This is a genomic window from Paenibacillus uliginis N3/975, assembly GCF_900177425.1.
Lineage (GTDB): Bacteria > Bacillota > Bacilli > Paenibacillales > Paenibacillaceae > Paenibacillus_AQ > Paenibacillus_AQ uliginis.
Genome location: NZ_LT840184.1, coordinates 4,691,705 through 4,707,059 on the forward strand (window position 1 = coordinate 4,691,705; position 15,355 = coordinate 4,707,059).

Sequence of the window (15,355 nt, forward strand, 5' to 3'; positions counted from 1 at the left end):
TTCTTCCCTGGCAACAGAGCTTTACGATCCGAAAACCTTCATCACTCACGCGGCGTTGCTCCGTCAGACTTTCGTCCATTGCGGAAGATTCCCTACTGCTGCCTCCCGTAGGAGTCTGGGCCGTGTCTCAGTCCCAGTGTGGCCGTTCACCCTCTCAGGTCGGCTACGCATCGTCGCCTTGGTGGGCCATTACCCCACCAACTAGCTAATGCGCCGCAGGCCCATCCTCAAGTGGCAGATTGCTCCGCCTTTCATTATTTCACCATGAGACAAAATAAATTATCCGGTATTAGCTACCGTTTCCGGTAGTTATCCCAGTCTTGAGGGCAGGTTGCCTACGTGTTACTCACCCGTCCGCCGCTAACCATCAGAGGAGCAAGCTCCTCATCAAGTCCGCTCGACTTGCATGTATTAGGCACGCCGCCAGCGTTCGTCCTGAGCCAGGATCAAACTCTCCATTAAAGGATTTTTCGAGCGGACACTTCCTGAATGACTTCAAGAAAATTTCCAACCTTCCAAATCAATTTAAAGAGCGATTCGCTCATTTAGAAAAACTGACGAGAATTAAAAATTCTCATTCATGATCTTACCGAAGTAAGATCGGTTTAACTCACTCGTTGTTCAGTTTTCAAAGGTCAACTTTTCAGTGTCACCAGCGAATCTCGTTCGCCTCAGCAACTTTTATATCATAACATGTTTCGTTTTGCTTTGCAAGAGTTTTTTTTAAAAGTTTTTTTGAAGTCTATCTCTTTTAAATTCCTCTTCCGCAGCCGCTCAATCTATCGTTTCGCGACTGGATTTATAATATACCATACGACGAAAAGTATAATCAACACATAAAATATTCCAATTATAAAATAAGACAAGCGTTTCCGCCTGCCTTATTTTATTTAGCTCAATGTGTATCTACCGTTTGATCCAAGGATTTTTCCGCTTCGGCTTGCTAATCTGTTTACGTGTTTTTTTAGTCACAGATTTAGCCTTTACTTTAATTTCTTCCTCGCGTGACACTTTTGCCTCAGCTTGAAAGCCCTCCAATCTATCTTCATTGGAATCCATGTTGGCAACATCTGCGCTGTTTATTGATATACCATTATCAAAGGCAGGTTCGGCTTTTAAGACATCAATAGATTTCTGTTCATCCTGCCTGCCGTGACAACCACAGTCTTTTTCCGGATATCCCATAGTATGCTCTTTCCAAGGCATTGGGTATCCCATACTTCCATAAGGCATTGGGAATTCCATAGCTCCATGAGGCATTGCTGAACTCCCCATCGTTTCTGCCGTACCCTCTGCCCCTTGGGACCAAGGATAAGACTGATGCGTCCCACCATAGCTAGGCATTGTTGGATAATGCCCATGGTCACCATGATGGTGATGATAGTGATGTGAATGATGATGCGGGTACATTGGATTCCAGTTTGGAGGGTCCGCCATAACCTGCTGTTCGCCATAAGGAGTCGGCATTTCAGTTCCACCATGACATCCGCAAGGCATTTTTTCAGGTTTATACCCCATTCCCATTACAGCTTCATAGGAGGTGTGGGGTTGCTGCATTTCAACTTGCGTTGGGTAAGTGGTATAGGATGGTGTCCCTGTCATATATGGCTCTGTTATAGAGATCTGAGAATATTCTACAGCCATCGGTTGTTCTGTGATTCCCGGGTAATGTGAAGTCGGTGCCATCCATCCTTTGTGAGTGTCATGCTCTGCTTTATGAGTATAGTGTGGATAGCTGTAGTGATGTTCAGGAACACACCAATCATGTTCCGGCTGTGCAGCTACGTTCTCATGGCAACCGCAAGGTGCTTCAGGGAACATATGCTGTGGAGCAGTTGGAAACATAAACTCTGGAGAGAAACAATCAAAAGGCTGAGGCATACAATGTACAGGATACTCCGGAAAAGGAGGACATGGCTCTATCACTGGTGCAATGGGTTTCTCCGGACAAATCGGCTCCATCATTTGAGGCTCAGGCTCATATACCGGCTCCATAGGTGGCAGCATTGGCTTTTCCATTACTTTTGGCAGTTCAGGCATTACGATTAATTCAGGCATAATTGTTATTTCCGGTTTTACAACGATTTCGGGGATGACTGTAACTTCCGGCATGACGTTAACTTCAGGCATAATCTCAACCTCTGGAAGTACAGGTACTTGTGGAATTTCAGGAAGAGTAGGCTGGGGGGCCGTCATTTCTTCCTTGGGCCCAGTATATGTTTTACTACCGGGAACCGTCTTATCCGCTACGTTTCCTGTGCCGCCGGTGTGATGAGAATCCCCTGTGTTCGTAAATGTTCCGGAAGAAGGTATGTTTACAACTTCTCCTACTAGCAGTGCATTCGGATTCTTGAGCTGGGGATTCGCATCAATAATCTCTTTTAATGAAACGCCCCACGCCTTAGAGAGCTTCCATAGCGAATCCCCTTGCTTCACGGCATGCTTATGAATAATGGGCTGAGTTCCGTCAGGTACAGGAACGGGCTCAGTTGGTACTTTTATTTTCATGCCGATATCGAGTTTATTGGGATCAACCAATTGTGGATTCGCATCCACGATTTTAACCAAAGGGACTCCATATTTTTTCGATAGCTCATATAGGGTGTCGCCTTTCTTGACGATGTGTATTTTCACGCCGCTAAAACCTCCTACACTCTTCTAGGCGCTTTGAAGCATTTCGCCCGCATTCGTTACTACATCCTATGCAGGAGATGGGCGATTGACATCCCTAGAAGCAAAAAAAAATCCTTTCATCGACATGAAAGGATTTTTCCTATATTCCGTTTGTTAGAGTCGTACAAGTCTATAAGCTTACGCTTCCCATACTTTATAACCGTCCTGATCAACAATTTTCCGGAACTCATCTAGCAATCGGAGGGTAATCGGACCTGCTTGGCCCTCTCCAATGATTCTACCGTCAATCTCACGTGCGGCGATAACTTCGGCAGCTGTCCCTGTGAAAAAGACCTCGTCTGCAATATACACGTCATGCATGCTGAATGGTTCTTCTTTAAGAGGGATATCCAGCTTCTCACACAGCTCGATGATAGCCTGACGGGTAATTCCTTCGAGTGCCCCTAAGTAACAAGGAGGCGTTGTGATAACACCATTTTTAACAATAAAAATGTTGTCGCCAGAGCCTTCCGTTACATAGCCCTGCGCATTCATCATAATGGCCTCATCTGCGCCCGCAAAGTTTGATTGAATCTTCACCAAAATATTATTCAGATAGTTCAGAGACTTAATCTTCGGATTAAGTGCATCCGGAATATTTCGTCGTTGCGCGACAGAAACAGCCTTCAAGCCATTCAGATAAGCCTCTTTCGAATAAATAGCAAGCTGCTCCACGATAATGATAACCGAAGGTTTGACACAACGGCGCGGGTCCAGTCCCAGATTACCCACACCCCGGGATACAATCAGACGAATATAACCGTCACGCATATCGTTACGGCGAATCGTCTCGGCCATTGCTTCCAGCATTTCATCTTGTGTAAGAGGAATTACCATATCAATCGATTTAGCTGAATCATATAAACGATCAATATGCTCTTTGCATTTGAAAATGTTACCGTTATAAATACGGATACCTTCAAATATACCGTCACCATACAGAAATCCGTGGTCAAAAACCGAGATTTTTGCGTTCTCTTTCGTAACATGTTCTCCATCTAAGTAGATCCATTGTTCAGCCATGTCTGCTATACCTCCGTTTTTTCTCTCTCGTATGCAAACCCCGGGTAAGATCCAAGTACGCGAACCTGACACCCCAAGGCTTCAATTTCGCCCATTGCTGCCGTTAATAGCACGGAATCTGCTGAATCCAGCACATCAATGTAAAAATAATAGTTGCCCAGCTTCTTTTTGGTTGGGCGGGACTCGATCCGAGACAGATTCAATCTTCGCCAAGCGAAGGTTGAAAGCACTTGGTGAAGAGCTCCCGGCACATCCTCTGGTAGTGTCACCAGTATACTAGTCTTCACATATTCTGGTGAACGCGGAACCTCGATAGGATGACGTCCGATCAGAACAAATCTCGTATAGTTGTTGTCATGATCCGTGATCTTTTCAGCTAAAATATTGAGTTCATGCGTTGAAGATCCCAAAGTTGTACCAATGGCCGCCCATCCTTTACCCGGATTTTCCTTGACGATCTTCACTCCCTCAGAAGTGCTACCGCAAGGTTCAAGCTCGGCCCCAGGAACATATTTGGACAGAAACTGCCGGCATTGAGCTGTAGCTACCGGGTGAGAGTAGATTTTTTTGATTTTCCCGAAATCAATACTACCATCCTCTGCACGAAATTCCGAAACGTTACCAATGAGGTTCTGTATGGAAGGATACACCCATTCCACCTGCATCGGTATATCCACTTCGTTTACCAACCAATCCATATGAAGACTAACTGAGCCTTCGATTGTATTTTCGATCGGAATCACGCTGTAATCGCTTCTCCCGTCTACGGTCGACATGAACACATCAGATATCAGTTTATGGTGTATGAACTGTGTAGACTCACCTTTTAACAAATATAAAATTGCCTCATGAGATACCGAGCCCGAGGGCAGCAATGCTATACGTTTCATGTTGTTACTTCCCCTCTAATCATATCCAAAAATGAAGTGCTCTGTATATTATCAAGCACCTTTACCCCTTCCACATCCGGTTGTAGCAATAAACTGGATGCAGAAATCCCTTCCTTTTTCATCGTTTCCATGAGATAGGATTTTAATGATTCGACACGTTCGTCTCCACGCTGAATCAGGGCAATTAAGGTAGGGCCTGCTCCGCTTAAAGCGATACCAAGTGCCCCTCTGTTAGGTGCTTCATCCAATATCTCGGCCATCCCCGGCACCAATGCGGCGCGATACGGTTGATGAATACGATCTCGCATAGCTGCTCCAATCAGGTCTAGTCGTCCAGATGCCAATGCAGCTGTCATTAAGGAGGAACGGCTGATATTGTAAACGGCATCAGATAATGAGAACTGCTCCGGCAGCGCTTCTCTCGCCTTAGCGGTCGATAGATGAAAGTCAGGAATCACAACCAGCGTGTCCAGATTAACCGGCGGTTCAATCCGAACATAATCCGCATGGCTACCATCCCAAGCTGCAGCAATGATGCCTCCGAACAAAGATGCACCTACATTGTCCGGATGTTTCTCAAGGTTTGTAGCCATATCAAACAGCTTGCTATCCGGCAAAGGCGATCCGATAAGAGCATTGGCTGCCGCCAGTGAACCAACAATGGCTGAAGCACTGCTTCCGAGTCCACGAGTCAACGGAATATCTGAGCACATGGAAATCGCGAGTTCCGGAACAGAAATGCCTGCCTCGTCAAAAACCATCTGGGCAACCTTATATATAAGATTGCTCTTATCCTCAGGCACACCTTTCATTTCATCTCCGTACAGATGAAAAGCGGTACGATCGTCTTGCTTCATTTCGATCCACGCATAAAGAGATAATGCCATTCCCAGTGTATCAAATCCCGGGCCAAGGTTAGCCGTGCTGGCTGGAACCTTAATTCGGACGCTTTCGGACAAACTCATACTTGAGCAGCCCCTTCAAGCTTTGCAATAGCATCCATAACGGCAGATTCCGTATCGGATACGACAAGCGGCTCCGAATTAACAGTTGTGATAGCGATGTTCGGATCCTTCAGTCCATGTCCGGTAAGAACACATACAACCGTTTCTCCGCCTTTGAAATATCCTTCGCGTTTCATTTTATACACACCGGCAATCGATGCCGCGGAACCTGGCTCAGCAAAAATCCCCTCTCGTGATGCAATAGTGCGGTAAGCCTCCAGGATTTCATCATCTGTTACGTAGTTAATCTGACCGCCTGATTCATCCGCCGCCGCAACAGCAGTTTTCCAGCTGGCTGGATTACCGATCCGGATCGCTGTGGCCACAGTTTCCGGGTTTGGAATCGGCTCGCCTTTTACAATAGCCATAGCCCCTTCCGCTTCAAAACCAAGCATAGTCGGTAGTGAAGAAGCTTTCCCTGCAGCGTGGTATTCTTTAAATCCTTTCCAATAAGCCGATATGTTTCCGGCATTACCTACAGGAATAGCCAGAACATCCGGTGCTTTGCCGAGCTGATCGACAACCTCAAACGCGGCGGTTTTTTGGCCTTCAATTCGATATGGATTTACGGAGTTCACTAATGTAATAGGATGTTTCGCTGTAATTTCACGCACAATCTCAAGCGCACGGTCAAAGTTGCCGTCAATCGCAATAACCTTTGCACCGTAAATCATTGCCTGCGCCAGCTTTCCAAGTGCGATATTATTGTTCGGTATAATGACTATACAATTCAGCCCGCCGCGAGCAGCATATGCAGCAGCGGCTGCAGAGGTGTTTCCTGTAGAGGCACACATGATCGTGCGACTCCCTTCCTCCATAGCTTTAGCTACCGCCATAACCATACCACGGTCTTTAAACGAACCCGTTGGGTTTAATCCCTCGAATTTGAAATGCAGATCAATGCCCAAATCCTTGGACAGATTCTCGGCACGGATCAACGGGGTATTTCCCTCTTTCAGCGTTAACAACGGTGTATTTTCGTTAACAGGCAAATATTCCTTATACGTCTGGATCAAACCTTCATATGGCATCTCTCTTATTCTCCTCTTCACATATAAAATTTATATATTATTTATGGATCATTACGGGTAACAGATTAGCCTTCTACACGGTACACACTCTTAATGCGGCGTATGACATCCAAGCTTTCAAAATGGTTAAGCACTTTATCTATGCTAGCTTTGCTGGCGTTATGGGTTACGATGATGATTTCCGCATCGGGATTTTGATCATTCGGCTGCTGCACCACGGACTCCAGGCTTACATCAAATTCAGCGAGCACTTGTGTGATTTTTGCAAGCACCCCTGCTTTATCGTCCACTTGGAGCAAAATAAAATTCTTAAACATGATCTGCTCATCGCTCTTCAGCTTTTTCGCTTTGTAAGGCACGATCGCTTTTAAACCATTCACGCCGAGCTTCAGGTTTTTGATAACAGCGACCAGATCTGCTACGACGGAAGTTGCCGTCGGCATTTCACCTGCACCTGGACCATAAAACATCGTCTCGCCAACCGCTTCTCCGTATACGTAAACAGCATTGTATACTCCGTTCACCGCAGCAATCGGATGACTCGTACGAACCATCGTTGGCTGGACACTGATGCTGACCTGCTCATCCTCACGGTCTGCGATACCGAGCAGTTTCATTTCGTAACCCAGCCGCTTCGCATATAGAATGTCTTCCTTGGACACCTGCGAGATTCCCTTTACACTTACATCCTTCAACTCAACATTCGTACGGAAACCCAATGTACCTAGAATGGCCATTTTACGTGCGGCGTCCAATCCTTCCACATCAGAGGTTGGATCTGCTTCCGCATAACCGAGCTGCTGGGCTTCTGCCAATACATCCTCGTACGAAGCACCTTCCTGACTCATTTTTGTCAGAATAAAGTTCGTTGTTCCGTTAACAATCCCCATAATTTTCATAATGCGGTCCGAAGAAAAACCTTCGATCAGGGTACGGATAATCGGAATACCACCGGCGACACTTGCCTCATAGAATACATCACACTGCTTCTCTTGAGCTTTCGCCATAATTTCTGCCCCATGAAGCGCCATCAGATCCTTATTCGCTGTGACGATATGTTTCCCCCGATCCAATGCTTCCAAAATGTAAGACTTCGTCTGCTCAATGCCGCCCATTACTTCCACAATTACATCAATTTCCGGATCGCGGATCACATCCCAAGGATCATCCGTCAGCTTACTGCTTTCCACCGTTACACTGCGATCTTTCTCTGTATTTTTAACTGCGATTTTTTCTATAACAATAGGTGACCCCACCTGACTGCTCAAATCTTCCTGATGTCCCTCGACGATACGGACAACCCCTGTACCTACAGTACCTAATCCCAACAATCCTACTTTAACCGGCTTCATATATGTCTCCTCCTATTTCCAACCATTCTTGTACTCTATTATAACTAACTATCCTTGCCCGATCATTTGGACTCTTCTTACGCCCGTTGCCCGGCGCAATCCATCAAGCAAATCATCCAGCTCTTCGTTGAGCCGTGATACTTCCACAGAAATAACAACATTCGCAATTCCTTGCAGCGGTATACTCTGGTGTATGGTAAGTACGTTACCGCCCTCTCCAGCCACCAGACCCAACACCTCGGACAGCATGCCGGAACGATGCTCCATATCAATGGAAATCGTGACGATCTCATCCCGCTCCAACTGATTGATGGGATGAATGCCATCTTTGTACTTATAAAAAGCACTCCGGCTCAGGCCAACCTGCTCAACGGCTTCATGAACTGTCTTCACATCACCGGACGCGAGCAGCCTTTTTACCTGCATGGTCTTCACCACGGCTTCTGGTAAAATATCCTCACGGACTAGATAATACCGTTCTTTCACAAACGTCCTCTCCTCAAAGACTCGTGTTTTTGTATAGTGGACATTATACTGGATAACCTGGTTGAGGGCAATACGTTTGAGTCTATTTTTTAAAAATCACTATGTTGTTGTCGTATAAATGTTTGTTTAAATAAAGCTGTATATAATAAAACCTCCCTACTCTTTTGGGAGGTTTTACGGATATTGAATTCCAAACCTGTGTTATGCGTAATTTACGGGGCCACCGCAATATTCACATTCCTTCGATTCATCAGGATTAAGCGACATCTTTGCTCCGCAGCCTGGACAATCCATAACCTTAGGCGGCTTGGTCTTTTGCTCCGGTGTTTCCGCGTTATTGTAAAACGTATTATTTTGTTCAAAATTAATTTGGTTTTGGCCAAAATTAATATTAATGATATTATCGCCTGTTTTGAAATTTCCCCCTCTGTGTCCTCCACGAGAAAAACCATCCAAAACCAAATATCCATCTTCAATCGTCCCGTATGGCAAGATTCGCTTCTCTATCATATATTCAATATCTTCGATAACACGCTCAGCAGGTTGTTTTACCTGTTCCGCTATTCTCGAGATATTAGAATTGTAATGCTTATATATCTCATCATAATATTTTGTCATTAGCCGGATGAATCGCTTCTTCGCGATCCATGTTATAAATTGAATGATACTTACGGGAATAAGAGCAATTAGGCCAAGAAGTACCGTAAATGTAAACATCGCTTCAATCCGTTCTTCCATCCCAAGATCAAGATATCCAATAAACGCGAATGCTAAAATAGCTATAAAAATCATGACTAACTGATTGTTTATAAAAAGAAAATTCACTGGTTTGCGGTAATTATGCCGATGAGTCTTAATTGCTCGTATCAGCCCCAGCGGGAAGAAAACCGGAAAGAAAATAAGGTTGCCAAAACAAATCTATGCATAAATCACCATACTCCCGCAGTAATCACATTCCTTAGCTTCACTAGGATTAATCGTCGTTTTGGCACCACAGCCGGGGCACTCCATTGTTTTCGGAAGTTTAGACTCGGATACTGTTGACTTATCCATATCATTCTCTAATCTATGGTTTTGACCAAAGTTGATATTAATAACATTCTTACTGGCACTAAACGGAGTTTGCACCTCTCTTTTAATTTTTGAAGGAAGCGGTTTCAGCTCCACTATTCCATTCCCAACCGTACCGAAAGGTAGAAGTTTATGATCGATCATGTACTGCAGATCATCGATAACGCGTTTCGGTTTTTGCCGGGACCTCTCAGCGATCTCATGAATCCGGATAATCTGATGATCAAGTATCAATTCCTTATACAGCTGCATCAATCGGACAAAGCGACTCTTTTCTTTTATTTCATAGAACACGAGCACCGCCACCGAAACCATAAATATAATGCCGAAAATGATCATATAATCTTGAACTGCTTGTACCCTCTCTTCAGGTGGCAGATCATTGTATCCGATCATTCCGAAGAACATAACAACAATAAAGCTGATGACCAGTTGAACGGACAGCATTCTAAAATTATATCCCCTCCGATAATTATGACGATGTGTCAATAATATACGGAGTACTCCCAGCGGAAGAAACACCGGGAAAAACAATAACGTTCCCATAAAGATTAGAGCATCCAGCTTAGTAACCGAATACTTATGATTTTCTATTGATTCCACCGGAGTTACGGTCTTCATTCTTTCAAACCCTCCTGTCAATCGCTTGTTATATGACTTATGAAGTACTGGCTTTTAACCGAACCAACTGAGTATTGCGTTCCATTAATATTGTTAGAGTCTCGTGTATTTGTTGAATGGTCTCTTCAGCTAATTTATCTTGAAGATCATGCTCGGCTCCTGTTATTAGTTTCACTTGATCCTCGAGTACACTGATTCTTTGCCGTATGATGTCCTCGATGGCATAAAGAGATTGGTGCGTTATCGGATCGCTGTAACGGAAGCTTTCTTCCAGCTCAAGCAGAAGCTTGTTTAAGACGCTACCCTGCTCCAATTCAAGTCCGGATAGTTGCTCGCGGATGGATGCAATCCATGCGACAGCCTCTTTCTGAGTGGACAGGGACGAACTTTCTTTATTTTCCTGAGACATGGCATACTTGCCGACTAGAGATACAAGACCAAGCACACCTACGGTTAAGAGGAATGTAATCAAGTGAATAGATAGATATGCATTCACCGTTAACCTAAACATATACCCGAAGAGCACAATTTCAAGGAGCACAGTAAGAGCATAAATACCGATTACGACACTAGAAGCAATATAAAAAGGTGCGCGAACAGCAAACCGATTCGTACCACTTACCATACGAAACATAAAAAATAGGATCATCCCCTCTGCGCACGCGGCTGCCGCTCCGGATATCCATGGATGCAGCGTTCTTGTTCCAGCTCCGTTTCCGATAAAACCAAACAGTAGTATTGTTATCAGCGGCAGTAGTACCCCGGCACCCAAAATCCAATTTCTTATATCAACCCTTTTAGTCAAACTGTTCCCTCGCTTTACGTCAGTTTATTTCCACATTCCATACAAAATTTTTGCCCTGGCTTAATTTCATGATCACAGCTACCACATTTGAGAACAGTACTGCTTCCGCAGCTTGGACAGAATTTTGCCTGTTCATTCAGCGATTCACCACATTCACGGCAAGGCCTAGGCATGAACTTCCCACAGCTACTGCATGATTCTGCATCAACGGCCACATCTTGTCCACAGGACGGACATGGATGATACGGATCACCATAGTGGAGGCAAAACTTTGAATTGGGGGGAATTGGATTGCCGCAATCACTGCACATCATCATAGCTGCAGTATCTTGCTGTCCTGTGCGGACGGGTTGACCACATCCGGAACAATAAACCGCTTCAGAATGATTTAGATTACCGCACTTGGAACAGGCTTTTTGCGCTACGGCCAAATCGCCCGATCCTTGAATATTTACTTCTCCGCTTATACGGTTCATTGCATCATACATGGGGTTAACCATTCCGAGGCCCATCCCTACGCCAAGTCCGGCACCGATGAATCCGGAGTTTGACCCGGGGTTTTTCGCTACACCTTCCAACGTGTCAAAGGATCGCTCCTGGTGATATGTATAACCGATAATGTCCATTTCCGCTTTTTTAGCTAATGCTTCTTTTAAACGGATTGCGGCTGGATCGTTATCCGGGATATTGATCGAATCCACATAAAAATTTAGTAAAGACAGCCCTATGTCTTGGAAAGCAGGAGCAATAGCCCCATGAATATGTTTGGATATTTCGGCGGCGTAGGCGTTGATTTCCACCACACTGATTTTTTTATGAACGATATACGAGGATATGATTTCATGAATGTTCGACATGAGCACGCCTCGAAAATATTTAACCAGAGTATTCTGATCAAATGATGGAAGCGTCCCCACCATTTTGAGCAGAAACTTGCGTGAATCTTCAATCTGCACACCAAATTGGCCGAAAGCCCGCAGCGATACAAGGATGTTGTATTTAGGATCCTGAAGCTGGATAGGTGAATTCGTTCCCCACTTTACATCCAGCGAACGAAGCTTATTAACGAACCAAACTTCAGCAGCAAAAGGCGACTTTCCGCCAAAAGGAAGATTCACAATGTTTGATAAAATCGGAATATTCGCCGTATTTAACGTATGGCGTCCTGCTGTAAACAAATCCAGAGCTTGACCACCTTTAAACAAAATGACTTCCTGTGATTCATTTACAATCAATTGGGTCCACGTGCCAAGCTCCTGATTGGGATAACACCAAGCGAAAACTCCCGGCGGTCCGTCGTATTTAATAACCTCAATGATAGCCATCTTTCGCACTCCTTTTACATCAGTTCAGCACATCTTAAGATCTATTTTAATTAGGTACTTATTTACTACATTATTGTATACGAAAATCGGGACATTTTGGGTCAAAAAATTGGAAAATAATAAAAATACCGCTTAACCCATGATTAGAGTTAAGCGGTATGGTCTTCTAGTAATAACTGCTGCCTTCTACAAACTCAAATTCAAAATCTCCAATGCGCACCAGAGTGCCTTCGGTCGCACCGCGACGGCGAAGTTCCTCATCGACTCCCATATGACGGAGAGTACGGGCAAGCTTCAGAATCGCATCATGCGAGTTCATCTGCATCCGCTTAAGCATACGCTCGATGCGTTCGCTATGCACGACATACATCTCGTTATCACGAGTAATCGTAAACGCATTGTCATCCTTTTTATCAAATTTATATACTTTACGTTCTGCAATCGCGGCGACATCTTCAACTACAGGCTCTTCTGGAATCTCGTCCAAAATAGCAGCTGCACGATACAAGAGTTCCTGAATGCCTTTGCGCGTCAGCGATGAAATTGGCATAATCTCAAGATCCGGCCGCACGGTCTTCACTTGTTCACGAAACGCTTTCAGGTTTTCTTCCGCATCAGGCATGTCCATTTTGTTAGCTGCAACGATTTGAGGTCGCTCTGCCAATATCGGGTTATACAGTCTGATCTCTTCGTTGATCTTCTGCCAGTCTTCGAATGGATCTCTTCCTTCGGAACCCGACATGTCCACAACATGGATGATGACACGTGTCCGTTCCACATGACGCAAAAATTCATGTCCGAGTCCTACTCCTTCATGTGCGCCTTCAATGAGACCTGGAAGATCTGCCATCACGAAGCTTCGTCCATCCCCAACATCAACCATGCCCAAATTAGGAGTTATCGTTGTAAAGTGATACGCACCAATCTTAGGCTGCGCTGCCGAAACGACCGACAACAGTGTAGATTTCCCGACGCTCGGAAAACCAACGAGTCCGATATCAGCCATCACCTTCAGCTCCATAACGACATAGCGTTCTTGGCCTTCTTCACCATTCTCGGCAAGCTCAGGCGCCGGATTATTCGGTGTGGCAAAACGAATATTTCCCCGTCCACCCCGTCCACCGCGAGCAACGACAACCTGTTGTCCGTGGCGGGTCATATCCGCAATTACTTCTCCTGTATCGTCATCAAGAAGCACCGTTCCCGGAGGAATTCTAACAACCATATTTTCGGCATTAGCCCCATGCTGGCTTTTGTTCCGGCCTTTCTCTCCCCGTTTCGCTTTAAAGTGCCGCTGGTAACGGAAATCCATTAGTGTACGGAGTCCTTCATCAACGCGGAAGATCACATCTCCACCCTTGCCGCCATCTCCTCCGCCAGGACCACCCTCAGGCACATATTTCTCACGGCGAAACGCAATAAGTCCATCTCCGCCGTCTCCGCCTTTGACAAAAATCTTTGCTTTATCTACAAACATGGATTCACCTTCCTCAAGTCACATACGGTAAACAAAGCCGATATGTCGTATTGTCCGTATGGATCTGCTCCATCCGGATACCTTTGTCATGTACTGCAAGTTGTATCTTCTGCTTTAAGCTGTCTTGATCACCGAAAAAACCTTCTCCATCGAATTCAGCAATCAATTCTTCTCCCTGTTCCATAAATGTCAGAGTCAACAGCCGGTCCTCTTCCCATGTTGAGTGCCCACCAATTTGGTATGCCTGCACAACTTCCATAATGGACTGCGTAAAATTCTCCTCAGCCTCGGTCGTCAACTTCCCATCCAATTGGACAAAATCCACAACATCAACATCCAATTGTAAGCCGGTGTTAAACGTTCGATATGAATGAAGATAAAGAACCAACGAAGGAATGCCCAGTTTCGAAATTTTACTGTCCTGCAGCATACGTTCCTTTATTCTTTCCACACATTGCACTGATTTATCAAGCTTCCCCAGTTGAATATATCCATATAAAATTTGAAGCTCATTCATCCAATCGTGACGGTGGTGGTTCAGTGTCTGAATGGCGTTCTGCTCCAAGCTTTTCTGGTTCGTTCGCTGTCTCTGTACTTCTGTACGCCGGGCATACCAAGCAGCACCGAACGAGGCGGCTGCAGACCAAATTGTCAATATTATTCCGGCTGCATACGTAGGATTCCATAACATCCAGGCTGCAGGCAGCACGGATGATAATCCAATACCAGCCGCTATCCATTTCCAGGAATTCATCGTTTCTCCCCGTTCCTCCACAACAATCGGTTACTTTCACCAAATCACAGTATACCATAGTCTTTAGCAGGGATTCATCACTCGTATTCAAGTTTATTGCTATTTTCTTCAAAAAAAAGAAGCCCCGGCATAGTTGCCGGAGACTTCTTAATCTGTAAGCCGTTTAAGAAACGATTTACGCTTCCACTGCAGCCGCTACAGGAGCGACCTCAACCGGGTAGACGCTCACTTTCTTGCGATCACGACCCCAACGTTCGAATTTCACAACGCCTTCGACTTTCGCAAACAAAGTATCGTCTTTACCGATGCCCACGTTTGTGCCTGGGTGAATTTTCGTTCCGCGTTGGCGAACCAAGATGCTGCCACCAGTCACGAGTTGACCGTCTGCACGTTTCACGCCCAAACGTTTCGCTTGGCTATCACGACCGTTCTTTGTGGAACCTACACCTTTTTTCGATGCGAATAACTGAAGATCCAATTTCAACATGTTGTCTACCTCCTTCTTTTAGTATTCTGTTCTTGTATTTGAATATACTCACGGTATGAATCTGCAATTCCTCGTAACATCAGAACCATAGATTCGAGAAGCAACTGCACCTGACCAGACACCGATTCGTCTTCCACAGGCGGAACAATACCGCTGAGAAAGCCGCCCTTCATCTTGGTCTCCATAACGGTACCGGTTAACGCCTCAATGGAGTTTACCGTTCCCACCGTAACACTGGATACACCAGCGCACACGATATCTTGTCCGCGGGGAGCATAACCTGCATGTCCCTTGACTTCAAAGCCATGGATTCGGCCGTTTTCCTTACGCGTAATCTGTACAGTAATCATTACCGC

The 15,355-nt window shown here is 45.2% G+C and carries 15 protein-coding genes and 1 other annotated feature; all 15 genes read right to left on the reverse strand.

The genetic code is table 11. The annotated features are described in order from the left end of the window. Positions 1–49: 49 nt before the first annotated feature. Positions 50–424: a sequence feature (16S ribosomal RNA rRNA prediction is too short), on the reverse strand. A gap of 482 nt (positions 425–906) precedes the next feature. Further along, on the reverse strand, positions 907–2,634 hold the full coding sequence (locus B9N86_RS22105; protein WP_208915282.1) for a LysM peptidoglycan-binding domain-containing protein: 1,728 nt from the start codon (positions 2,632–2,634) through the stop codon (positions 907–909). Positions 2,635–2,811: 177 nt separating this feature from the next. Further along, complete coding sequence (gene ilvE / locus B9N86_RS22110) at positions 2,812–3,696, reverse strand: branched-chain-amino-acid transaminase (protein WP_208915283.1); 885 nt, start codon at positions 3,694–3,696, stop codon at positions 2,812–2,814. 5 nt (positions 3,697–3,701) lie between these two features. Next, entirely contained in the window at positions 3,702–4,586 is an 885-nt protein-coding gene (pheA, locus tag B9N86_RS22115; RefSeq protein WP_208915284.1) for a prephenate dehydratase, read from the reverse strand. Next, positions 4,583–5,551, reverse strand: coding sequence for a homoserine kinase (thrB, locus tag B9N86_RS22120; RefSeq protein WP_208915285.1), 969 nt, complete (start codon positions 5,549–5,551; stop codon positions 4,583–4,585). Before thrB ends, pheA begins: the two co-directional genes overlap by 4 nt. Further along, positions 5,548–6,621, reverse strand: a complete 1,074-nt coding sequence (gene thrC / locus B9N86_RS22125) for a threonine synthase (RefSeq protein WP_208915286.1) — start codon at positions 6,619–6,621, stop codon at positions 5,548–5,550. Before thrC ends, thrB begins: the two co-directional genes overlap by 4 nt. 65 nt (positions 6,622–6,686) lie before the next feature. Beyond that, positions 6,687–7,973, reverse strand: coding sequence for a homoserine dehydrogenase (locus B9N86_RS22130; protein WP_208915287.1), 1,287 nt, complete (start codon positions 7,971–7,973; stop codon positions 6,687–6,689). A gap of 48 nt (positions 7,974–8,021) precedes the next feature. Further along, complete coding sequence (locus B9N86_RS22135) at positions 8,022–8,459, reverse strand: ACT domain-containing protein (RefSeq protein ID WP_208915288.1); 438 nt, start codon at positions 8,457–8,459, stop codon at positions 8,022–8,024. Positions 8,460–8,660: 201 nt separating this feature from the next. Further along, positions 8,661–9,251, reverse strand: coding sequence for a hypothetical protein (locus B9N86_RS22140; protein ID WP_208915289.1), 591 nt, complete (start codon positions 9,249–9,251; stop codon positions 8,661–8,663). 126 nt (positions 9,252–9,377) lie between these two features. After that, positions 9,378–10,151 carry a hypothetical protein gene (locus B9N86_RS22145; RefSeq protein ID WP_208915290.1) on the reverse strand — a complete coding sequence of 258 codons (774 nt, stop codon included), beginning with the start codon at positions 10,149–10,151 and terminating at the stop codon, positions 9,378–9,380. 37 nt (positions 10,152–10,188) lie between these two features. Further along, positions 10,189–10,956: a hypothetical protein gene (locus tag B9N86_RS22150; protein ID WP_208915291.1), complete on the reverse strand. Its 768-nt coding sequence runs from the start codon at positions 10,954–10,956 to the stop codon at positions 10,189–10,191. A gap of 14 nt (positions 10,957–10,970) precedes the next feature. Beyond that, a complete protein-coding gene (locus tag B9N86_RS22155) occupies positions 10,971–12,281 on the reverse strand; it encodes an SPFH domain-containing protein (RefSeq protein WP_208915292.1) in 1,311 nt (436 codons plus the stop codon). 166 nt (positions 12,282–12,447) lie between these two features. After that, positions 12,448–13,758: a GTPase ObgE gene (gene obgE, locus B9N86_RS22160; RefSeq protein WP_208915293.1), complete on the reverse strand. Its 1,311-nt coding sequence runs from the start codon at positions 13,756–13,758 to the stop codon at positions 12,448–12,450. Between the two features lie 13 nt (positions 13,759–13,771). Further along, positions 13,772–14,512 (reverse strand): Spo0B domain-containing protein, encoded by a 741-nt coding sequence (locus tag B9N86_RS22165; protein ID WP_208920631.1) that lies wholly within the window; start codon positions 14,510–14,512, stop codon positions 13,772–13,774. Positions 14,513–14,687: 175 nt separating this feature from the next. Further along, complete coding sequence (gene rpmA, locus B9N86_RS22170) at positions 14,688–14,999, reverse strand: 50S ribosomal protein L27 (protein WP_208915294.1); 312 nt, start codon at positions 14,997–14,999, stop codon at positions 14,688–14,690. Between the two features lie 5 nt (positions 15,000–15,004). Further along, positions 15,005–15,349: a ribosomal-processing cysteine protease Prp gene (locus tag B9N86_RS22175; protein WP_208915295.1), complete on the reverse strand. Its 345-nt coding sequence runs from the start codon at positions 15,347–15,349 to the stop codon at positions 15,005–15,007. Positions 15,350–15,355 lie beyond the last annotated feature (6 nt).